A 20,367-nucleotide genomic window follows, 5' to 3' on the forward strand; every position below is an offset into this window, starting at 1 on the left:
ATCACAGATGCCGATCATATCCGCACGGGCAGGGTGGCGCGTTCTCATCGCCGCCGTTGCTCTGCTCGCGGCCGGGCCCGTTCGCGCGAGTGAAGAGCCGATCGAGATTTTCGACGCCCATCTGCATTACAACTGGGAGCCGAAGCCCTACTATCAGGTCGATGAAGTGCTCGCGTTGTTCAAGAAGCACCGCGTCACCGGCATTCTGGCGACCAGCCGTCCCAACACCGGCACCCATGCACTGATGGACGCAAAGGCCGACGGCTTGTGGATCGTCCCGTTCATCCGGCCCTATCGCGTTCGTCCCGACATTCAGACCTGGTTCAACGATCCGACGATCTTCGATCTGGTGCAGGACGAGTTCAAGCGTGGCTACTATCGCGGTGTCGGCGAGTTTCATCTGTCGGGGAAGGCCGCAGCCACCGAGTGGGTGAAGAAGGCTGTCGACTTCGCGGTCGCTAACGATCTCTACCTGCATGCTCATGCCGACGACGAGGCAGTCGAGATTCTGATGCGCCACAACGGCCGCGCCAAGATCATCTGGGCGCATACCGGCTTCAGCCTCGCGCCGAGCCGTGTCGCTGCGATGCTGGCGACTTATCCGCAGCTTTGGGGCGAACTGTCGTATCGCGGCGGCATCACCGGTGCCGGAGGTGAGTTGACGCCGGAATGGCGGGCGATGTTCGAGAAGTATCCGGATCGTTTCCTGCTGGGCTCGGATACCTGGATCAGCGAGCGCTGGTCGAGTTACGGTTCGATCATGGCGGAGTATCGCAGCTGGCTGAAGCAGTTGCCGCTGCCCGTGGCGAAGCAAATCGCGCATGGCAACGCGAAGCGGCTGTTTGCGGAGAAGTAGCGGCATCTTCAGCCGTCATCCTGAGGTGCGAGCCGTTTCCGGCGAGACTCAAAGGATGAGAGTTTGCTTTACCTCTCCCATGGGGAGAGGTCGGCGCGTAGCGCCGGGTGAGGGGGTACGCTCTCTCGATAGATTCTACGCCCTCACCCCAACCCTCTCCCCACGGGAGAGGGAGTTGGACTGCGCTCGCGTCGGAGCAGGTGTCTAATTCAAGAAACTAAATCGAAAAACTGGTGCCGCAGCCGCAGGAGGCGGTGGCGTTCGGATTGACCACGCGGAACGACGCGCCGATCAGGTCATCGACAAAGTCGACTTCCGATCCGGCCAGGAACGGCACGGACGAGGGGTCCACCAGAACCACGGCATCGTCACGTTCGATCACAAGATCGTCGTCTGCCTTGGCGCGTTCGACATCGAACTTGTACTGGAAGCCCGAGCAGCCGCCGCCCTCGACGCTGATGCGCAGCATCGCGCCTTCGCCCTCGGATTTGAGGATCACGCCGATTCGCTTCGCGGCCCGCTCCGAAATTGTGACGTTGGCGGCCGGTGCTAAGTCGGTGGCGGTCATAATAAGTCTCCGGAAACGGGGCTATTTGAACATCCCGTGTGGCATAGTTAAGTGCGCTCAACGCCAGAATCAAACACCGAAAGTAGAATAATTCGATGTCGGTCGGAATGGCTGCCCCCCGTGTGGTCTATGGCTGCGACCCCGGTCAAAGCCGCGGGAGACGCTTCAACGAGCCGCCGAGCCTGCGGCGCAGCGCGTTCCGGCGCGACTGCGACCGCGTCATTCATTCCAACGCCTTCCGGCGTCTGAAACACAAGACGCAGGTTTTCGTGTTCCACGAAGGCGATCACTATCGCACCCGCCTGACCCATACGCTGGAGGTCGCGCAGATCGCCCGGGCGCTGGCGCGGCAGCTCGGGCTCGATGAGGATCTCACCGAGACGCTGGCGCTGGCCCATGACCTCGGCCATCCGCCGTTCGGTCATGCGGGCGAGCGGGCGCTCGACGAGTGCCTCAAGGCGCACGGCGGTTTCGATCACAACGCGCAGAGCCTGCGCGTGGTCACCTTGCTCGAGCGGCGCTATCCGCAGTTCGACGGTCTCAATCTGACGTGGGAGTCGCTCGAAGGTATCGTCAAGCACAACGGTCCCTTGATCGACAGCAACGGCGAGCCCGTTGGCCGTTACCGCGACCATGGCGTTCCAGTCGGAATCTCTGAATACGTCGCGTATCACGATCTTGAGTTGTGGAGTCACGCCTCGCTGGAGGCGCAGGTTGCCGCCGTGGCCGATGACATTGCGTATGACGCCCACGATATCGACGACGGATTGCGGGCAGGGCTGTTCACCGTCGACGATCTCGGTGCCATTCCGCTGATCGCCGACATCAACGCGGTGATTACGGCACGCTATCCGGTTCTCGACGAGACGCGCCGCGGCGCCGAACTGGTTCGCGAACTGATCTCCTATCTGATCGAGGATGTGTTCTCCGAGACGTGCAAGCGGCTCACGGCGCTACGTCTCGAGAGTGTGATCGATGTGCGCAATCACGATGCCACGCTCGTCGGGTTCTCTGCGGAGGCGGAGAAAACGGAGGCGGCGATCAAGCGCTTCCTCAAGACGCGGATGTATCGCCACGACCGGGTGATGAGCGTCATGCGGGACGCGGAGGCCGTGGTCCGCGATCTGTTCGCGCGCTATCAGGCCGAACCGGGTGATTTGCCCCCCGAATGGCTGCCGGATGAGGGCGAGGACGGTGAGGCTGGCCGGGCCCGCCGGATCGGCGATTTCATTGCCGGAATGACCGACCGATACGCCATCATAGAGCACCGGCGGCTTTTTGACTCGACCCCGGATTTACGTTAGGCGGCGGCCTGAAAAAGGCCCATTCTCCGTGGACTACAGGACGTCTCATGACTTCGCCCAGCCACCCCCAACATCTGTTCGCCGACGTGCTTTCGCGCGTGCATGCCGTATGCGGCGCGCTCGGCAGTGAAGGCGTCCTGCCTGCAGGCATGGACCTCTCGCGTGTGGTGGTGGAGCCGCCGAAAGATGCGGCGCATGGCGACATGGCGACCAACGCGGCGATGGTGCTGGCCAAGGAGGCCAAGACGAAGCCGCGCGAGCTTGCCGACAAGATCGCCGACAAACTTCGGGCCGATCCGATTGTTGAAAGCGTCGACGTGGCTGGACCCGGCTTCATCAATCTGACCCTGAAGACGTCCGCCTGGTTCGGCGCATTGCGGTCCGTGCTGGAGCAGGGCAACGGCTACGGCCGCAGCGCAATCGGCGCGGCGGAGAAGGTCAACGTCGAATACGTCTCGGCCAATCCGACAGGGCCGATGCATGTCGGTCATTGCCGGGGTGCGGTGTTCGGCGACGCTCTGGCGAGCCTGCTGTCGTTCGCGGGCTACGACGTCACCAAGGAATATTACATCAACGACGCCGGAGCGCAGGTGGACGTGCTCGCGCGCTCTGCCTTCCTGCGTTATCGCGAAGCGCTTGGCGAAACCATCGGCGAGATTCCCGAAGGGCTTTATCCCGGTGACTATCTTGTGCCGGTCGGCAAGGCGCTTGCCAGCGAATACGGCGACAAGCTGACCAAGCAGTCGGAGGCTGAGTGGCTTCCTGTTGTGCGTGCAAAAGCCATTTCCATGATGATGGAGATGATCAAGGGTGATCTCGCCGCGCTCAACATCAGGCACGATGTATTTTTCTCGGAGCGCTCGTTGATTGCGGGCGGCACCGATCAGGTCGGCGCTACCATCGCGGAGTTGCGCGCAAAGGGCGACGTTTATGAGGGGCGTCTGCCGCCGCCGAAGGGCGCACCGGTCGAGGATTATGAAGATCGCGAGCAGACGCTGTTCCGCGCCACCGCGTTCGGCGACGACGTCGATCGTCCGCTGAAGAAGTCGGACGGTTCCTACACGTATTTCGCGTCCGACATCGCCTATCACAAGACGAAGTTCGATCGCGGCTTCCTCAACATGGTCGATGTGTGGGGTGCCGACCACGGCGGCTATATCAAGCGTGTGCAGGCGGCGATCAAGGCCGTCACCGCGAACAAGGCGACGCTCGATGTGAAGATCGTGCAGCTCGTGAAGCTGCTGCGCAATGGCGAGCCGGTAAAGATGTCGAAGCGCTCCGGCGATTTCGTCACGCTGCGCGAGGTCGTGGACGAAGTCGGTTCCGACGCCGTTCGCTTCATGATGTTGTTCCGCAAGAACGATGCGGTGCTTGACTTCGATCTTGCCAAGGTGATCGAGCAGTCGAAGGACAACGCAGTGTTCTATGTTCAGTACGGGCACGCGCGCGGGCATTCGATTTTCAAGAATGCGCGCGAGACGGTTCCGTCATTGCCCGAGACTGCGGCGGAGCGTGTCACATTCCTGCGCGGCGCAAAGATTGAGCGTCTGAGCGATCCGGTCGAACTCAGCCTGATCCGGCAGATTGCGATTTATCCGCGGATCGTCGAGGCGGCGGCGGTCGCACATGAACCGCACCGAATCGCGTTTTACCTGTATGATCTGGCGAGTGAATTTCACGCGCTTTGGACCAAGGGGCGCGATATGCCTCATTTACGCTTCATTATCCAGAATGATGCAGAAGTAACAATCGCGCGACTTGCCCTGGTTCAGGGCGTCGTCTCGGTTCTGGCTTCCGGCCTCGCCGTGCTCGGCGTCCATGCTCCAGACGAGATGCGATAGTTGGGGGATTTGACCGCCACGGGGAATGGGTGGCGGCCGTGTGAATAGCGGCGTTCGTTTGAATGACGGGCGAGGCGCTTTCCCGAAGGGGATGCAACATCGCAATGGCGAACCAGTATCGCGACAGACCGTTTCCGGCGGACGACGATTACAGCCGGGATCAATCCAGCATGGCCTCGCACAAAGTCGAGAGCGATCCGCTGGCGGAACTGGCGCGGTTGATCGGGCAGGCCGATCCGCTTTCGAATTTCGGCCGCGATGGACAACAGCAGCGGCACCAGCAGCATCACGATCAATACGACGCGCCTGAGCCTGCGGTTGAGGAAGAGCTTCCGCCGCCCCGGCCTTCCTGGATGCAGAACCTGGCTGCATCGCGGCCTGCGCCGCAGGAGACACCCTATCGGCAAGAACCGGCTTATCGCGATGAGGAGCCGTACGCTCCGCAGCAGGATCATTACGATCCCCACTATGCGGACCCTCAGAATGACCCGGCTTACGGCAGGCACGCGCCGCAGTTCGATCACTCCGGCTACGATCCGGTGCTCTCCGGACAGTCGCATGGACATCAGGCCGCCGGCGGCGATCGCTACGATGACGTGCTCTATGGCCGCCCGGATCACGATCCGGCTCATGACCAGTATGGCGCGCAGGACGACCATTACGGCAACGGCGCCTACGACCGGCAGCCCTATGGCGAGGATTTCGAGCAGGAGGCCCCGAAGGCCCGGCGCGGCGGCACAATGACGGTTGTCGTCGTTCTGCTGCTTGCTGTTGTCGGCACCGGTGCGGCTTTCGCCTACAGGACGTTCGTCGGTTCACCGCGCAGCGGCGAGCCGCCGGTGATCAAGGCCGATGCAGGCCCGAACAAGGTTATCCCGCCGGGCGCGGGCGACGGCTCAAGCAAGCAGATCACCGACCGCGTCGGCGACAAGTCGGCCGAGCGCATGGTGTCGCGCGAGGAGCAGCCTGTCGACGTCAACGCCCGGACCGGTCCGCGCGTGGTGTTCCCGCCGTTGACCCAGAATGCGAACCCGCCGACCGTCGCCAGCGCTTCACCGAATGCGCGGCCGACCGGAGCAGGCGTGGGCAATGGCACGCTGACCGGCGGCGAGGAGCCGCGCAAGATCCGCACCCTCAGCATCCGGCCGGGTGAGCCGGATCCAGCGGCTGCGGCACCGGCGGCACCAGCACGTGCGCAACCTCCCGCGCAACGGGCTTCGACCACTGCGCCGGCCAGCACCGCCTCGACGGGCGCGCCGTCCGCAAACGCACCGGTTTCGCTCTCGCCGCAGGCACCGGAGCCTCGGGCCAAGATGGCCGCGATCAGTCCCGCTCAGGTTACCGGCAGTGGCGCCTATGTGCAGGTCTCGTCGCAGAAGTCGGAGGCTGACGCTCGGGCTTCTTTCAGAGCCTTGCAGGGCAAGTATTCCGGGCTTCTCGGATCGCGGACGGCTTCGATCCACAAGGCCGAGATTGCCGGGAAGGGTACCTTCTATCGTGCCATGGTAGGCCCATTCGGGACTGGCGATGAGGCTGTGCAGTTTTGTACCAGTCTGAAATCGGCCGGCGGACAGTGCGTGGTCCAGAGGAACTAGTTTTCGACGGCTTGAGCGGCGGAGTTGCTTTGCCGTTCCGGCCGTCGAAGATCGCAACATCTATCCCGGTAAAAGCCCAGCCGCGCGATAGCTGTCGATCAACGCGTCATAGACCGAAATCTCCGAGCAGCTTCTTGCAATCAGTTGAGCGCCAGCGATGGCTGCAAAGATAGCGCGCGCCCTCTGTTCGCTCTCGTTGGCGCGGGCCACGCCCGCGGCAGACAGGACCCTGTTTAGCCACGCCACATTCACATCAGTAAAGGTCTGAATTTCTTTCCGTACCGCTTCCGGCAGATCATCGTACTCGGCGGCCATGAAGCTGCAGAGGCACATGCGATTGTTGTTTTCGAGGGCTTTGCGGAATGTATCGGGGTACTGGCGCAGGCAACTGAGAGGATCTGGCGACTCCGCCAGCAACGCTTCGAGAGCCGCCGCCGAGTCTTGCCAGTAACGCTTCGCTACCGCCGCAGCGAGATCTGCCTTGCTCGGGAAGTGGTGGTAGATGCTCGCCGCCTTGATGCCGACTTCGTCCGCGAGCTCGCGGAAATTCAGGCCGCCATATCCATGCGCCTGTGCGGTCTGTTTGGCCGCTGCCAGAATGGCTTCCCTGGAATTTGAACTCATCTGACGCCCTACCCTCAGAATATCTACCAAGTGGTAGATAGACATTGACGGCGCGGATATAAATGGTAGTTTTAGCCTACCAAGTGATAGGTAGATTCATAGTAAAGGAAGTCGCGATGAAGATTTACGATTGGCATACCGGCCCGTACCCGGCGCGCGTCCGTATCGCGTTGGCGGAAAAGAACCTGCAATCGCGGGTCCAGTTCGTGTCAGTCAATCTGTGGAAAGGCGAGCATAAGAAGCCCGAGTTTCTCGCCAAAAACTACTCGGGCACGCTCCCGGTGCTCGAACTCGAAGACGGAACTTTCATTGCCGAGTGCACGGCCATCACCGAATACCTCGACAACCTTGACGGCGCTCCGACGCTCACCGGCAGGACTGCTCGCCAAAAGGGTGTGATCCACATGATGAGCAAGCGAGCCGAGCTGGAATTGCTCGACGCCATCAGCGTTTATTTCCATCACGCCACGCCGGGGCTCGGCCCGGATGTCGAGATTTACCAGAACGCCGAATGGGGGCTTCGCCAGCGCGACAAGGCGGTGAGAGGGATGCACTATTTCGACGCCGTTCTGAAAAGGCAGCCGTTCGTGGCGGGCGAGGTCTTCTCGATGGCCGATATCACGTTGATCGGCGGTCTGATCTTTGCGGAGCTCGTCGAAGTGGAGATACCAGCAGAGTGCACGGCTCTCCAAGCCTGGTACGCGCGGATGCAGGAGCGTTCCAGCGTCAGGAACCGGATCACCATGTCGGAGCCCGCACCGGTGTCCGCGTGACACCAGCATCGCGAAAGCTGTTCGGAGCTTTCGCCAAATCATTGGAACGATTGCGTTTGCGATTGTGGATGACGCCCACAATCACGGGTGATTTTGCCCGGTTTCCTTGACCCTGGAGCCAAGCGCGGGCTAATCGCCGATCTATGGCCGTGCGCGCATTCATTACCGGCGTTTCCGGAACCGCTCTGACCGACGATGAGCGCGCGTTTTTGCGCGACCAGCGGCCGTGGGGCTTTATCCTTTTCAAGCACAATATCGAGACCCCTGACCAAGTCATTCGGTTGGTTGAGGAAATGCGCTCGGCAATTGGCCAGCCCGGAGCGCCGGTCCTGATCGACCAGGAAGGCGGGCGGGTTCAGCGGCTGCAGCCGCCGCAGTGGCCGGCCTATCCGCCCGGAGCGGTCTTCAGCGCGCTCTACGAGGTTGACCGGGCGACCGGACTTGAGGCTGCGCGCCTGTCGTCGCGGCTGATTGCGGCCGATCTGGCCGACCTCGGCATTACGGTCGACTGCCTGCCGCTGGCTGACGTACCGGTCCCTGGCGCGGACTCGGTGATCGGCGATCGTGCCTATGGCACGACCCCGGAGAAGGTGGCAGCGATTGCCCGCGCCGTGACCGACGGGCTGGCGCAGGGCGGCGTGTTGCCCGTTCTGAAACACATTCCCGGCCATGGAAGGGCCACAGCGGACAGCCACTTTCGGCTGCCGACGGTCGATACGCCGGCGGCGGAACTCGCCAAAACCGACTTCGCGGCGTTCAAGCCGCTTGCCGATCTGCCGATGGCCATGACGGCACATGTTGTGTTTAGCGCCCTCGACCCCGCCCAACCTGCGACGACATCTGCGACAATCATCGAACAGGTGATTCGCGGAACGATCGGATTCCAGGGTCTGTTAATGAGTGATGACGTGTCCATGAATGCCTTGCAGGGATCGATTGCGGAACGGACGCGCGCCAGCTTCAAGGCGGGCTGCGATGTCGTTCTGCATTGCAATGGCAAGCTCGACGAAATGAGCCAGGTTGCGGGTGAAGCGCCTGAACTCACCGGCGCGGCTCTGGCGCGTGCGGACCGTGCCTTGGCGTCGCGGCGAACACCGCAGCCGTTCGACCGTGGCGCGGCGCGTGCCGAACTTGACCGCCTGATCGATCGCGCCGGAGGTCTGACATCATGAGCGCGGAAATTCTTTCCTTCGAGACGGGTTTGCCGGCAGAGCACGCCGAGGACGAACCGTCGCTCGTCGTCGACGTCGAGGGCTATGAAGGTCCGCTCGACCTGCTGCTTGCGCTTGCGCGTCAGCAGAAAGTCGATCTCGCCAAGATTTCCATTCTGGCGCTGGCCGATCAGTACCTCGTGTTCATCGAAGCGGCGCGCAAGTTGCGGCTGGAACTGGCTGCCGACTATCTCGTGATGGCGGCGTGGCTGGCGTACCTGAAGTCACGCCTGCTGCTGCCGGAGCCTCCCGAAGCCGAAGGCCCGAGCGCCGAGGATCTCGCGACCGCGCTGGCCAACAGGCTGCGCAGGCTCGAACAGATCCGTGAGGCATCGAACCGCCTGATGACGCGGCCGCAACTGCGGCGCGATATTTTCCCGCGCGGCCAGCCGGAACAGATAGCGCAGGTCAAGCACGCCCGCTGGACAGCGACGCTGTACGACCTGCTGACCGCCTACGCGACGCAGCGTCAGCAGCGCGTGCTTGCGACCGTGCACATGACCAAGCGGACCGTGTGGTCGCTGTCTGAGGCACGCGCGTCGCTGGAACGGCTGGTGGGTTCTGCCGAGTCCGAGGACTGGGCGAACCTCGACGATTATCTGATGCGTTACGTGGTCGATCCTTCGCAGAAGGCGACGGTGTTTGCGTCGAGCTTCGCCGCCGCGCTGGAATTGGTGCGCGAAGGCACTCTGGATCTGCATCAGAAAGAGGCGTTCGCACCTTTGTATTTTCGTAAGCACGTGGCGCATTTGCCTCCCGACGCTCAAGCAGCGCCGGAAGTGCAGGCCGAATAAGACGTCGAGTAAGTGGAAGAAGGAGACAGGGCCATGGCAAGTCCGGCGAGAACGACTGCGGCGGCACAGCACATCGCTCCGGTAGAGCAGGAGTCCGTGCTGGAGTCTTCGCAGGAGACGTCAAACGATACCGTCGCGCGTCCTGAGGAACTCCGTTTGCTCGAAGCCTTGCTGTTTGCATCGACCGAGCCGCTCGACGAAGCGTCGCTTGCCAAGCGCATGCCCGACGGCGTGGACATCAAGATCGCGCTCGCTCAGTTGCAGGCCGACTACGCCATGCGTGGCGTCAATCTGGTGAAGGTTGCCAATAAATGGACCTTCCGCACCGCGGGTGATCTCGCTTGGCTGATGACGCGTGAAAGCGTCGAGACGCGCCGTCTGTCGCGCGCCGCGATCGAGATGCTGGCGATCATCGCCTATCACCAGCCGGTGACGCGTGCCGAGATCGAGGAAATCCGTGGTGTTGTCACCTCGAAGGGCACCCTCGACGTGCTGCTGGAAACCGGCTGGATCCGCCCGCGCGGACGCCGCAAGACGCCGGGCCGGCCGCTCACATTTGGAACCACGGAAGCTTTCCTCTCGCAGTTCAGTCTGGAAGCGCTGGGTGATCTGCCCGGCCTCGATGAACTCAAGGGCGCGGGTCTTCTGGACACCCGGTTGCCGGGCGGCTTCGCTGTTCCGTCGCCATCCGACGACCCGGCGCTGCGCGAGGACGAAGATCCGCTGGAGCCCGGCGATCTCGAACTGGCGCTGGCACCCGCCGTGGAGCCGGAAAAGCCCGGCGAAAGCTGATTTCCGGCGGGGACGCGGATCGATCGCGCCCGCCAGGAGCCAACATTAACTCTCGTGTCAATGCGCCGCTTTGCGCAATCCTGGCGCGGGGTTAATCCTTGTTTTTGACACCTCCGGGGCCTACTTTCCGGTCAGATTTGGCCGGAAATCCCGGCCCCGTGTTTTGGAGGATGGCAGTATGGGTTCGTTGAGTATCTGGCACTGGATCGTCGTGATCGCCGTTGTCCTGCTGCTGTTCGGCCGCGGCAAGATTTCGGACCTGATGGGCGACGTCGCGCAGGGCATCAAGGCCTTCAAGAAGGGCATGGCCGATGATGACAAGCCGGCCGAGAAGCCCGAGCCGGTCAAGACCATCGACAGCGCGCCTTCTGCATCGACATCGCAGCGGACCGACGTCGGCAGCAAGGCTGTCTGATTTCAGGCTGCGGTTTTTCTGAGAGAGTGCGGGGCGGAAGCCCCGTCAGCGGAATCTTCCATGTTCGACATCGGGTGGAGTGAACTGGTCGTCATCGGCGTCGTGGCGCTGATCGCCATCGGCCCGAAAGAATTGCCCGGCGTGCTGCGCATGGTCGGGCAGTGGATGGGCAAGGCGCGCCGCATGGCCGCTGAATTCCAGGGCCAGTTCAACGAAGCGATGCGCGAAGCCGAAATGGCAGACATCGAGAAGACGTTCGATGATGCCTCCGCTGCTGCCAAGGATCTGTCGCCGACCAATCTGCTGACGTCCCTCAACAAGGACGTCGAGGATGCCATGAAGATCGACCAGCCGGTGATGACGCCGACGACGCCTGAGCCTCCGACCGCAGAGACGTTCGCTGAGGCCGAAGCCCATGCATCGGCGGTTGAGACCCCGAAGCCTGCCGTACCGGACGCCAAAGCGTCATGAGCCACGAGGACATCGAAGCCACCAAGGCGCCGTTGATGGATCACCTGATCGAGCTGCGTTCGCGGCTGATCAAGGCGCTGCTGGCGTTCGCCGTGGCTTTCATCTTCTGCTTCTTCTTCGCCAAGCAGATTTACAACGTGCTGGTGTGGCCGTTCGTCTGGGTCGCGGGACCTGAGAACTCCAAGTTCATCTACACCGCGCTGCTCGAGTACTTCCTGACGCAGCTCAAGCTTGCGATGTTCGGCGCGGGATTTATTTCGTTCCCCGTGATCGCGGCGCAGATCTACATGTTCGTTGCGCCCGGCCTCTACAAGCACGAGCGCGGCGCGTTCCTGCCATATCTAATCGCGACGCCGATCTTCTTCGCTCTCGGCTCACTGCTGGTTTATTTCCTCGTGCTGCCGATGCTGATCCGCTTTTCGCTCGGTATGCAGCAGGTCGGCGGCGCAGAGACCGCGCAGATCGCGCTGCTCCCCAAGGTCGGCGAATATCTCTCCCTGATGATGTCGCTGATCTTCGCGTTCGGCATCGCCTTCCAGTTGCCGGTGATCCTGACGCTGCTGGGGCGGATCGGAATCCTGACCTCGAAGCAGCTCAAGGAAAAGCGGCGCTACTTCATCGTGGTGGCATTCATCATCGCCGCAGTGCTGACCCCGCCGGATGTCATCAGTCAGATGTCGCTCGCGGTCCCGCTGCTGATCCTCTATGAGGGCTCGATCATCGCGGTGGCGATGGTGGAGAAAAAGGCCGCCAAACAGGCCACAGGCACGACCCCGCCAGCGGATGCCCCCCCGACACCTCCGGCGACGACGCCTGCGGAGTAAGACGGAGACAGCTAGGCTTCCTTCGTCATTGCGAGGAGCGAAGCGACGAAGCAATCCAGTTTTCTTAAGAGTGGATTGCTTCGCTTCGCTCTCAATGACGGTCTTTTGGTCGTTTTGGTCTGGTATGCGGGATGACCGCCTGTGCCAGTTGTTCAGCTATCATTGCTGCAATGCCCTTCGATTCGCGGTTTCCGGGCTTGACCCGGGCATCCGCGGCTTGTTCTAACCCACCCAGAATTGACGCAGATGGCCGCGAAAGCGGCCATGACCGGAATTTGCCATGCACGATATCAAAGCCATTCGCGACAACCCGGACGCCTTCGACGCTGCGCTGAAACGGCGCGGGCTCGAGCCATTGTCGAAGCCGCTGATCGCGCTCGATGAAAAGCGCCGTACCGCGATCCTCGCGTCGGAGCAGGCGCAGGCGCGCCGCAACGCGGCCTCCAAGGAAATCGGCGACGCCAAGAAGAACAAGGACAATGCGCGCGCCGACGCGCTGATGGCCGAAGTCGGCGAACTCAAGACAAGGCTGCCCGAGCTCGAAGCAACGGTGAGGCAGGTCGAAGAGGAACTGAAGAAAGAACTCGCGCAAATTCCGAACCTGCCGCTCGATGAAGTGCCGGACGGCGCCGACGAGCACGGCAATGTCGAGCATCATCACTTCGGCGCGAAACGCACTTACGCGTTCAAGCCGAAGGAGCATGTCGAACTCGGCGAAGGTTTGAAGTTCATGGACTTCGAGACCGCCGCCAAACTGTCCGGCGCGCGCTTCGTTGTTCTAAAGAAAGGCCTCGCGCGTCTTGAGCGCGCCATCGGCCAGTTCATGCTCGATCTGCACACCGGCGAGCACGGCTACACCGAAGTCAATCCGCCGCTGCTGGTGCGCGACGATGCGATGTTCGGCACGGCGCAGTTGCCGAAGTTTCGCGACGATCAGTTCGCAGCCGGGTCGCTCGATGCCGAAGGGCAAGGCTACTGGCTCATTCCCACCGCAGAAGTGCCGCTGACCAATCTCGTTCGCGAATCCATTCTCGACGAAAAAGAACTTCCGATGCGCCTCACCGCGCTGACGCCGTGCTTCCGCGCGGAAGCGGGCGCTGCGGGACGCGACACGCGCGGCATGATCCGCCAGCATCAGTTCACCAAGGTCGAACTGGTCTCGATCACGACGCCGGAAGAATCGAGAAACGAACACGAGCGCATGCTGTCCTGCGCCGAAGAGGTTCTGAAGAAACTCGATCTGCATTACCGCGTGATGACGCTGTGTACCGGCGACATGGGCTTCGCCTCGCAGAAAACCTACGACATCGAGGTCTGGATGCCGGGACAGGGCGAGGGCGGCATGTACCGCGAGATTTCGTCCTGCTCGGTGTGCGGCGATTTCCAGGCGCGGCGCATGGATGCGCGCTCAAGAAGCCCCGACGGCAAGCCGCGCTTCGTGCACACGCTCAACGGCTCGGGCACGGCGGTGGGCCGCGCGCTGATCGCCGTGATGGAAACCTATCAGCAGGACGACGGCTCGATTGCCGTTCCCGATGTATTGCAGCCGTACATGGGCGGCCTCAAAGTGATCGCGAAGGAACAATAAGAAAATGCGCATTCTCTGCACCAACGACGACGGCATTCACGCGCCGGGACTGAAAGTTATCGAGGAAATCGCCAAGCAGATTTCCGATGACGTCTGGGTGGTTGCGCCCGAACTCGACCAGTCCGGCGTCTCGCATTCGCTGTCGCTGAACGATCCGTTGCGTCTCCGCGAAGTCGATGAGCGTCACTTCTCGGTGCGCGGCACGCCGACCGACTGCATCATCATGGGCGCGCGGCACATCCTCAAGGACAAGCAGCCGGACATCGTGCTGTCCGGCGTCAACAAGGGCCGCAACGTCGCCGAAGATGTTGTCTATTCGGGCACCATCGCCGGCGCACTCGAAGGCACCATCCTCGGTCTGCCGTCGTTCGCGCTGTCGCAGGAATTCTCTATGGAGACGCGCACCAAGCCGCTGTGGGACACCGCGCTGAAGTTCGGCCCCGATGTGATCCGCAACGTGATGAAGCTCGGGGTCCCGCGCAACACCGTCATCAACGTCAACTTTCCGTCCTGCATGCCGGACGAGGTCAAGGGCATCGCGGTCACGCGGCAGGGCAAGCGTAATCTGGGCTTTCTCAAGATCGACAGCCGCCAGGACGGGCGCGGCAATCCGTATTACTGGATCGGGTTCGAGAGGGCGGCGATGCTGGAAACGCCGGCGGAGGGGACCGATCTTGCGGCTCTTGCTGCGAAACTCGTCTCAGTCACGCCTCTGCGGCTCGATCGCACCGATGAGGCGTTCTCGGAAAAGCTGAAAGGCATTCTGAAGTAATCGCGAGGGCTTTTGCGGCTCAGGCCGCAATCCCCTTCAGAACGGTCTCGATCGTGCGCGCAAGCGTTTCGATCTGGAAGGGCTTTTGAATCGTGGCGCGGTCGCGGAATTTTTCCGGAAGACCCTGCGCGCCATAGCCTGTCGCAAACACGAACGGACGTCCACGCAACTGAACGGCCTCGGCGACCGGCGTGATGACCTTGCCGTTGACGTTGACGTCGAGAATGGCGATGTCGAAATCGACGGACTGCACCAGCCTGACGCCTTCGTCGATGTCGCCGGCTTCACCGGCAATCTTGTAGCCAAGCTCCTCCAGCATGTCGGCGACCATCATGCGGATCATGACTTCGTCTTCGACCAGCAAAATCGATGTATGCGACCCTGCTTTGAAATTGCCCGGCATTCGTTCCCCAACGACAAATCTGGACTGGCTGACAAAGGAATAACACAATTATACAGCGCGCAAACTGACAGCTCATCCAAAAAGTTCCGTGAACCGGAACTTTTGGGCGACGGAAACAGCCGCTCAGGCAGGGATGGGAAAGAACCGGCCCCGTCCGGTCGCCAGCACGCTGCCGGTGCTCAAGTCCTCCAGCCGGCCTTCCACATCCACATAGCGGCCATGGTCGGTCACCAGCGAACCGCGCCCGACGATCGGCATCTCGGTCGGCACCGGCTTCATGTAGCGGATGGTCAGTTCGCCGGTCACGCCCAGCCGCCCCGTGACCCGGAGCACCGTGGCGGCCAACACCTCGTCGAGATAGGCGGCCACGATGCCGCCATGTGCCGCGCCCGGCGGTCCTTCGTAGTGCCGTGCAATGAGGATCGGCGAGGCGACGCCTTCCTCTGTCTTGAAGGTGCGCACATGCAGGCCGGTGGGATGAGACGGACCGCAGCCGAAGCATTGATGAAAGCTGTTGTCCGGCCCGCCGGAGAGAATCTGCTCCTCCAACCCGTCAAAGGAGGCGCGAAATGGTTCGGGAAGAGGTAACGTCATGAGAATCTCGGCACGCTTGAACTGTAAGCGGTGATTGCGCAGAACATATTCGGACAGCTCACACAAAAGGGTGGTGCATCCCGCGTTGCTTGTCAAAGTACGCAAAGGATAGAAGCCTTCCCGCTTTCAACGTTGATCAGGTATGCCGTCAGCCCAGCCCACGCCGCACGACAAGATGATGTTTCAGCTGAACCTGCGGCAGCGCGGAATCAGCAATCAGGCCGTGCTGAAGGCGATGGAGGATGTGCCGCGCGAATTGTTCGTGACGACGCTGGACCGCGCCTATGCCTACCGCGACACCGCTCTCGGCATCGCCTGCGGCCAGACCATCAGCCAGCCGTTCGTCGTGGCCTACATGACCGAGCAGCTCGATCTGAAGCCTGAAAACCGTGTGCTGGAGATCGGGACGGGTTCAGGCTATCAGGCCGCGATCCTCTCGAAGCTGTGCCGGGACGTCGTGACGCTGGAGCGGTTTCGCACGCTGGCGGATCGCGCGAAGCTGGTCCTGACGGAACTCGGTTGCCGCAACGTCGAGGTGAAACTCGGCGACGGATTTGACCTGCCGGAAACGCTCGGCACGTTCGACCGGATCATCGTGACCGCGGCGATGGAGGAAATTCCCGACGCGCTGCTCGGTCGGCTGGAGCCGGGCGGCATCCTGATCGCTCCCGTTGGGCCAGTGGACGACAGGCAGATGCTGGTCCGCGTGGTTCGGACCGCCACCGGCTTCGATCGGGAAGAGCTTGTCGCGGTGCGTTTCGTGCCGGCGCTGCCTGGCATCGCGCGCGAGCTGTGAACGCCGTAACGCATTAGGAATTGCGGCGGATTTGGAGCCTTAAAGAGTTATTTACTCGGACTGTGTTTACTCAAATTTGTGTTAGTTGCGTACGAGTGAGTAACCATGTCCCGCTTTGTCGAGTTGATAAGCTCGCGTCACGCGCCGCATTTCGTGGTTCTGGCGCTCGTCTCGGTCGGATTTGGCGGATGTAGCGCCGATACCTCGACACGGTTCTCCGATACGTCGTTTTCCAATCCGTTTGCGTCGCGCAGCGCAGACGCGACCGGCTCGGTGCCGAGCAATTATCGCGGCGCGCCTTATCAGCAGCAGCCGCAGCAGCAATCCTATCAGCAGCAGCCTCGCGAACTTCCGCAGTATGCGCGTCCGCACAATCCTCCGGTTATCTCCGCGCCGCTGTCCGCGCCTGTCGCCACATCGGGCGGCGGCAGAGGCATGGCGTCCTATGCGCCTCCGTCATCTTCGCCGATCGAGACCACGGCATCCGTTGCGCCGCGCTCGGTCGCTGCGAACTCCGGCTACAGCCGGGACGGCGGCACCACGATCATCGTCGGCACCGCGGATACGCTCGATATCATCTCGAAGCGTTACAACGTTCCGTCGTCTGAAATCCTGAAGGCGAACGGCTACGGCGGACCGCGCGTTCTTCAGCCGGGCCAGCAGCTTGTTATTCCGCGCCGCACGGCTCAGGCAGCTCCACCGGCGCTGTCGACTGCGCCGGGAACGAAGGTCGCTGCAGCACTTCCGGCAAGCGTTCATGTCGTCAAGTCCGGCGACACGCTGATGAATCTGTCTCGCCGTCACAACATCGCGCCGGCTCAGCTGGCCGCTGCCAACAATATTCCGGTCACGACGCAGCTCAAGATCGGCAGCAAGATCAACATTCCGGGCGGCAAGGCCGTCTCGGCAGCACCGGCGCCGCAGGTTGTCGCGGAAGCACCGAAACCTGCGGTTGCCGCGCCTGCACCCGCCGCAAAGCCTGTGACCGTCGCGTCGGTTGAGCCTCAGCAGAAAGCACGCGTTGCGGCCGAGGCTCCAGCCGCCGACCTGCCCGAAGCACAGTCGCCCGTGAAAGCGGCCGATGCCACCAACGCATTGCCGACGTTCCGCTGGCCGGTGCGCGGACGGGTCATCACGGCTTACGGTGCGAAGACCAATGGCAAACAGAACGACGGTATTAATGTCGCCGTTCCTGAAGGCACGCCGGTGAAAGCCGCTGAGGATGGCGTGGTTGCTTACTCGGGCAACGAACTCAAGGGATATGGCAATCTGATCCTGGTGCGGCACTCCAACGGTTACGTCACCGCGTATGCCCACGCGAGTGAACTGATGGTGAAGCGCGGGGATACGATCAAGCGCGGCCAGATCATTGCCAAATCGGGTCAGACGGGGGAGGTGGGGTCGCCGCAGCTTCACTTCGAGATTCGCAAGGGATCTTCAGCCGTCGACCCGCTTCAATTCCTGAACGGCGCGTAAGCCGATACGTTCAGATGCACCTCTATCCCCCGGCCTCAAAGCCGGGGGATTTTCTTTGTGGGCAATTCACTCGGCTGCGTCGGCGACGCAGCCCAGATCGGATTTCGCAGGGGCCCCTTTGAAGCCGAAGGTCAGGAAGCTGCTCGCGGCGAGAATCCAGGCGCCGATGCCGCCGTACAGCATCACCCAGCCGAAGCCTTTGACCAGCGCTGCGTGAACAATGGCGCCGGTCGGGTCCTGCACGGATAACACCGGATACGCCTGATGCAGTGACGCGAGATTTCCGGTGGCAACGGTCGAGGCCAACGCTCGCATCTGCTGGTCGCCGAGTGCGGCGGCAAGCGTGTCCGGAAGGGACCGCTGGATCGCTTCCAGCAGGATCAGCCCCATCACCGCGATGTTGATGGCCAGCGAGATCAGCCGTGCGCTGATATCGATGCCGGACGCCATGCCCGCACGGTTACTGGGCACCGAGCCGGTTGTCGTGTTGGTCACGGATGTATTTGTCAGACCCAGTCCGATCCCGGCCAGCAGTGCGCCGGGGAATACGCTGAGCCAGCTCGCCTGTTCGATACCGCCACCGAAACGCATGGCGAGAAAGCCGCTCCCCATGATGGCCATGCCCAAGGGGATCACGATGCGTGCGCCGTGACGCCGGAGCAGGTGGTCGGCAATGGGAGGCATCACCAGAAACGGAATTGTATAGGCGAGGAGCAACAGGCTCGCTGTCCTGCTGTCGAGGGTCAGGCCGCCCTCGAAGTAGATCGGCAGATAGATCATGAACGGCCAGTAGCAGAAGTTCATGCCGATACAGCCGATGATCGCGCCGCTGAACTTCCGGATTCGGAATACCGAGAAGTCGAACATCGGCTGCGCGGTGTTGCGTTCCACGAGCACGAACGCGGCGAAGCTTGCGATGGCGATGGCCGCGAGCCCGATCGCAGTGGTTCTGCCAAGGTCTGCGCCCTGCGTGATGACGTAGGTCAGGCCGAACACGGCAATCGTCAGTGTCACGATGCCCCAGCCGTCCAGTCGCTTGGCATGCGGATCGCGGGATTCGCGAATTCCCATCAGAGCCGGAACGAGGGCGATCACCGTCAGCGGGACATGGACCAGGAACACCCAATGCCAGCTCGAGACTGCGGTGATCGTGCTGCCGATAATCGGGCCGAAGCCGAGGCCGATGCCGCTGATGATGCCCCAGGCGGTAAACGCCCGGCCGCGTTGTTTTTCGTCCTGATACTGATGCGAGATGATGGCGATGGAGCAGGTGAGCATGGCGCCGCCGGCGAGGCCCTGTAGAAAACGGGCGACGATCAGCACCGATGCGCTCTGCGCCAGCCCGCACATCAGCGACGTGATGCCGAAGGCGACTGTGCACGTGATGAAAACGCGCTTGCGGCCGTACCGGTCAGCGAAGGTGCCGGTCGCCATCAGCACCGTGGTGCAGGCGATGGTGTAGGCGTTCATGATCCACTGCAGGTCTTTGAAGTTCGCAGGCAGCGCCGTCTCCAGACTTGGCAGGATGACGGGGACGCTGGATATTTCGAGGCCGAACATCAGTGATGCGAGGCAGACGCCGATCAGTGCGGCGGTGTTTCTGGTGGTAGGCGAGACGCTCATGCGAATTCCTTTCAACCCGGCGCGGGCGTCGCGGCACGGGCTGACGGATATGGGCGCTATCATTTCATGATGGAAATGAATTAATTTTATTGCTTTCAGTGTTTTCTGTCATATATTTGGTTCATGGACTTTGAACCCACATTGCTCCGCGCCTTCGTTGCCGTCTGCGAGACCGGCGGCTTTACCCGCGCGGCTGAGCGGCTTCATCTGACCCAATCCGCGGTCAGTCATCAGATCCGGCGTCTGGAAGAGCAGGTTGGCAGGCCGCTTCTATACAGGACTACACGGAAGCTGACCCTCACCGAAGATGGTGAGGATTTCCTGCGCCACGCGGAGCAGATTTTGCAAAGCCAGGAAGCGCTGACACGCCGCTTTCAGTCTTCTACGGCTTCAGGCTCCATCCGTCTGGGTGTTCCGGAAAATTTCATCGGTGATCGGCTCCCGCAGCTGCTTGGCCGGTTCGCCCGCCAATATCCTGCGGTCCGGCTCGAGGTTTCGGTCAGTGTCTGTCTCGACCTGAGGGCCAAAGTCGATGCCGGCGATCTTGACCTTGCAGTGGCGATTACGGGATCGGGCGACGTGGATGGAATAGTTCTCCGTCAGACGCAATTCGTCTGGGCGGTCGCCGACACGTTCAAACGGCCGCAGAATTCATCGTTGCCATTCGCGTTCTCGCCGCCGCCCTGCGCCTTGCGTGCGATAGCTGTGGACGCTTTGGCGGCCTCTGGCATTGACTGGCACGTCGGATTCACGTCGGCGAACCAGCATGGTTTGAAGGCGGCCGTGAAGGCGGGACTGGCGGTGTCGATCTTCGCGAAGGAAGAAATCGAGCCGTGGATGGTCGTTCTCGATGAAAGCGACGGCCTGCCGCCCTTGCCGGAGGCAAAGTATGTCCTGATCGGCAAACAGGGCGAGCAGATGCCATGTACTGCCGAGCTTGGCCGGTTGATTGTGGACGAGGCGAGCTTGTGGCCGAGCGCATCGGGAGGTTCGGAGCGGGCCCGCTTGAGGTCGGCGTAGTCGCCGCACCCAACCGGGCCGCTGCAC

21 protein-coding genes are annotated in these 20,367 nt (G+C 61.9%); 16 read left to right on the forward strand and 5 right to left on the reverse strand.

The window, feature by feature from the left end:
* Positions 1-7 precede the first annotated feature (7 nt).
* Positions 8-856 carry an amidohydrolase family protein gene (locus I554_RS0102625; RefSeq protein ID WP_024575368.1) on the forward strand — a complete coding sequence of 283 codons (849 nt, stop codon included), beginning with the start codon at positions 8-10 and terminating at the stop codon, positions 854-856.
* A gap of 217 nt (positions 857-1,073) precedes the next feature.
* Here I554_RS0102625 and erpA read toward each other — a convergent pair whose 3' ends face one another.
* A complete protein-coding gene (erpA, locus tag I554_RS0102630; RefSeq protein WP_024575369.1) occupies positions 1,074-1,424 on the reverse strand; it encodes an iron-sulfur cluster insertion protein ErpA in 351 nt (116 codons plus the stop codon).
* Positions 1,425-1,519: 95 nt separating this feature from the next.
* Here erpA and I554_RS0102635 point away from each other — a divergent pair, with 95 nt between their 5' ends.
* The 3 genes from I554_RS0102635 to I554_RS0102645 all read left to right on the forward strand — a co-directional run bounded on the left by I554_RS0102635 (position 1,520) and on the right by I554_RS0102645 (position 6,164).
* Complete coding sequence (locus I554_RS0102635; RefSeq protein ID WP_024575370.1) at positions 1,520-2,728, forward strand: deoxyguanosinetriphosphate triphosphohydrolase; 1,209 nt, start codon at positions 1,520-1,522, stop codon at positions 2,726-2,728.
* A gap of 47 nt (positions 2,729-2,775) precedes the next feature.
* Entirely contained in the window at positions 2,776-4,569 is a 1,794-nt protein-coding gene (gene argS / locus I554_RS0102640) for an arginine--tRNA ligase (protein ID WP_024575371.1), read from the forward strand.
* A 104-nt stretch (positions 4,570-4,673) separates the two neighbouring features.
* Positions 4,674-6,164, forward strand: a complete 1,491-nt coding sequence (locus I554_RS0102645; protein WP_024575372.1) for an SPOR domain-containing protein — start codon at positions 4,674-4,676, stop codon at positions 6,162-6,164.
* A 60-nt stretch (positions 6,165-6,224) separates the two neighbouring features.
* Here I554_RS0102645 and I554_RS0102650 read toward each other — a convergent pair whose 3' ends face one another.
* Complete coding sequence (locus tag I554_RS0102650; RefSeq protein ID WP_024575373.1) at positions 6,225-6,788, reverse strand: TetR/AcrR family transcriptional regulator; 564 nt, start codon at positions 6,786-6,788, stop codon at positions 6,225-6,227.
* A gap of 116 nt (positions 6,789-6,904) precedes the next feature.
* On the opposite strand from I554_RS0102650, the gene I554_RS0102655 reads away from it, so the two are divergent.
* The 9 genes from I554_RS0102655 to surE all read left to right on the forward strand — a co-directional run bounded on the left by I554_RS0102655 (position 6,905) and on the right by surE (position 14,428).
* The gene (locus I554_RS0102655; protein WP_024575374.1) at positions 6,905-7,561 is read left to right on the forward strand and encodes a glutathione S-transferase; all 657 of its coding nucleotides are present in this window, start codon (positions 6,905-6,907) and stop codon (positions 7,559-7,561) included.
* 143 nt (positions 7,562-7,704) lie between these two features.
* Positions 7,705-8,733, forward strand: a complete 1,029-nt coding sequence (gene nagZ / locus I554_RS0102660) for a beta-N-acetylhexosaminidase (RefSeq protein WP_024575375.1) — start codon at positions 7,705-7,707, stop codon at positions 8,731-8,733.
* Positions 8,730-9,566, forward strand: coding sequence for a ScpA family protein (locus tag I554_RS0102665; RefSeq protein WP_024575376.1), 837 nt, complete (start codon positions 8,730-8,732; stop codon positions 9,564-9,566). Before nagZ ends, I554_RS0102665 begins: the two co-directional genes overlap by 4 nt.
* A 33-nt stretch (positions 9,567-9,599) precedes the next feature.
* Positions 9,600-10,358, forward strand: coding sequence for an SMC-Scp complex subunit ScpB (gene scpB / locus I554_RS0102670; protein ID WP_192817762.1), 759 nt, complete (start codon positions 9,600-9,602; stop codon positions 10,356-10,358).
* Between the two features lie 178 nt (positions 10,359-10,536).
* Positions 10,537-10,773, forward strand: a complete 237-nt coding sequence (locus tag I554_RS0102675; protein WP_024575378.1) for a twin-arginine translocase TatA/TatE family subunit — start codon at positions 10,537-10,539, stop codon at positions 10,771-10,773.
* A 60-nt stretch (positions 10,774-10,833) separates the two neighbouring features.
* Positions 10,834-11,244, forward strand: coding sequence for a Sec-independent protein translocase protein TatB (gene tatB / locus I554_RS0102680; RefSeq protein WP_024575379.1), 411 nt, complete (start codon positions 10,834-10,836; stop codon positions 11,242-11,244).
* The gene (tatC, locus tag I554_RS0102685; RefSeq protein ID WP_024575380.1) at positions 11,241-12,068 is read left to right on the forward strand and encodes a twin-arginine translocase subunit TatC; all 828 of its coding nucleotides are present in this window, start codon (positions 11,241-11,243) and stop codon (positions 12,066-12,068) included. The genes tatB and tatC overlap by 4 nt, the downstream gene beginning before the upstream one ends.
* 280 nt (positions 12,069-12,348) lie before the next feature.
* A complete protein-coding gene (gene serS / locus I554_RS0102690; protein WP_024575381.1) occupies positions 12,349-13,656 on the forward strand; it encodes a serine--tRNA ligase in 1,308 nt (435 codons plus the stop codon).
* Between the two features lie 4 nt (positions 13,657-13,660).
* On the forward strand, positions 13,661-14,428 hold the full coding sequence (gene surE / locus I554_RS0102695; RefSeq protein ID WP_024575382.1) for a 5'/3'-nucleotidase SurE: 768 nt from the start codon (positions 13,661-13,663) through the stop codon (positions 14,426-14,428).
* Between the two features lie 19 nt (positions 14,429-14,447).
* Here surE and I554_RS0102700 read toward each other — a convergent pair whose 3' ends face one another.
* Positions 14,448-14,831 carry a response regulator gene (locus tag I554_RS0102700; RefSeq protein WP_024575383.1) on the reverse strand — a complete coding sequence of 128 codons (384 nt, stop codon included), beginning with the start codon at positions 14,829-14,831 and terminating at the stop codon, positions 14,448-14,450.
* A 123-nt stretch (positions 14,832-14,954) separates the two neighbouring features.
* Positions 14,955-15,425: a PaaI family thioesterase gene (locus tag I554_RS0102705; protein WP_024575384.1), complete on the reverse strand. Its 471-nt coding sequence runs from the start codon at positions 15,423-15,425 to the stop codon at positions 14,955-14,957.
* A gap of 142 nt (positions 15,426-15,567) precedes the next feature.
* Here I554_RS0102705 and I554_RS0102710 point away from each other — a divergent pair, with 142 nt between their 5' ends.
* Both I554_RS0102710 and I554_RS0102715 read left to right on the forward strand, forming a co-directional pair.
* On the forward strand, positions 15,568-16,221 hold the full coding sequence (locus I554_RS0102710) for a protein-L-isoaspartate(D-aspartate) O-methyltransferase (protein ID WP_024575385.1): 654 nt from the start codon (positions 15,568-15,570) through the stop codon (positions 16,219-16,221).
* Positions 16,222-16,326: 105 nt separating this feature from the next.
* A complete protein-coding gene (locus I554_RS0102715) occupies positions 16,327-17,697 on the forward strand; it encodes a peptidoglycan DD-metalloendopeptidase family protein (protein WP_024575386.1) in 1,371 nt (456 codons plus the stop codon).
* Positions 17,698-17,763: 66 nt separating this feature from the next.
* Here the strand turns inward: I554_RS0102715 and I554_RS0102720 are convergent, their stop codons facing one another.
* Entirely contained in the window at positions 17,764-19,320 is a 1,557-nt protein-coding gene (locus tag I554_RS0102720) for an MFS transporter (RefSeq protein WP_024575387.1), read from the reverse strand.
* A 123-nt stretch (positions 19,321-19,443) separates the two neighbouring features.
* Between I554_RS0102720 and I554_RS0102725 the strand changes: the two genes are divergently transcribed.
* The gene (locus I554_RS0102725) at positions 19,444-20,340 is read left to right on the forward strand and encodes a LysR family transcriptional regulator (protein WP_024575388.1); all 897 of its coding nucleotides are present in this window, start codon (positions 19,444-19,446) and stop codon (positions 20,338-20,340) included.
* Positions 20,341-20,367: the final 27 nt, after the last annotated feature.

The sequence above is a fragment of the Afipia sp. OHSU_II-C1 genome, assembly GCF_000497575.1.
GTDB lineage: Bacteria > Pseudomonadota > Alphaproteobacteria > Rhizobiales > Xanthobacteraceae > Afipia.

Coding starts and splice junctions, on each gene's coding strand:
- I554_RS0102725 (WP_024575388.1), top strand. CDS start 19,444: ATGGACTTTGAACCCACATTGCTCCGCGCCTTCGTTGCCGTCTGCGAG.
- I554_RS0102650 (WP_024575373.1), bottom strand. CDS start 6,788: ATGAGTTCAAATTCCAGGGAAGCCATTCTGGCAGCGGCCAAACAGACC.
- I554_RS0102635 (WP_024575370.1), top strand. CDS start 1,520: ATGTCGGTCGGAATGGCTGCCCCCCGTGTGGTCTATGGCTGCGACCCC.
- scpB (WP_192817762.1), top strand. CDS start 9,600: ATGGCAAGTCCGGCGAGAACGACTGCGGCGGCACAGCACATCGCTCCG.
- I554_RS0102645 (WP_024575372.1), top strand. CDS start 4,674: ATGGCGAACCAGTATCGCGACAGACCGTTTCCGGCGGACGACGATTAC.
- erpA (WP_024575369.1), bottom strand. CDS start 1,424: ATGACCGCCACCGACTTAGCACCGGCCGCCAACGTCACAATTTCGGAG.
- serS (WP_024575381.1), top strand. CDS start 12,349: ATGCACGATATCAAAGCCATTCGCGACAACCCGGACGCCTTCGACGCT.
- I554_RS0102675 (WP_024575378.1), top strand. CDS start 10,537: ATGGGTTCGTTGAGTATCTGGCACTGGATCGTCGTGATCGCCGTTGTC.
- nagZ (WP_024575375.1), top strand. CDS start 7,705: ATGGCCGTGCGCGCATTCATTACCGGCGTTTCCGGAACCGCTCTGACC.
- argS (WP_024575371.1), top strand. CDS start 2,776: ATGACTTCGCCCAGCCACCCCCAACATCTGTTCGCCGACGTGCTTTCG.
- surE (WP_024575382.1), top strand. CDS start 13,661: ATGCGCATTCTCTGCACCAACGACGACGGCATTCACGCGCCGGGACTG.
- I554_RS0102715 (WP_024575386.1), top strand. CDS start 16,327: ATGTCCCGCTTTGTCGAGTTGATAAGCTCGCGTCACGCGCCGCATTTC.
- I554_RS0102625 (WP_024575368.1), top strand. CDS start 8: ATGCCGATCATATCCGCACGGGCAGGGTGGCGCGTTCTCATCGCCGCC.
- I554_RS0102705 (WP_024575384.1), bottom strand. CDS start 15,425: ATGACGTTACCTCTTCCCGAACCATTTCGCGCCTCCTTTGACGGGTTG.
- I554_RS0102710 (WP_024575385.1), top strand. CDS start 15,568: ATGCCGTCAGCCCAGCCCACGCCGCACGACAAGATGATGTTTCAGCTG.
- tatB (WP_024575379.1), top strand. CDS start 10,834: ATGTTCGACATCGGGTGGAGTGAACTGGTCGTCATCGGCGTCGTGGCG.
- I554_RS0102720 (WP_024575387.1), bottom strand. CDS start 19,320: ATGAGCGTCTCGCCTACCACCAGAAACACCGCCGCACTGATCGGCGTC.
- I554_RS0102700 (WP_024575383.1), bottom strand. CDS start 14,831: ATGCCGGGCAATTTCAAAGCAGGGTCGCATACATCGATTTTGCTGGTC.
- tatC (WP_024575380.1), top strand. CDS start 11,241: ATGAGCCACGAGGACATCGAAGCCACCAAGGCGCCGTTGATGGATCAC.
- I554_RS0102655 (WP_024575374.1), top strand. CDS start 6,905: ATGAAGATTTACGATTGGCATACCGGCCCGTACCCGGCGCGCGTCCGT.
- I554_RS0102665 (WP_024575376.1), top strand. CDS start 8,730: ATGAGCGCGGAAATTCTTTCCTTCGAGACGGGTTTGCCGGCAGAGCAC.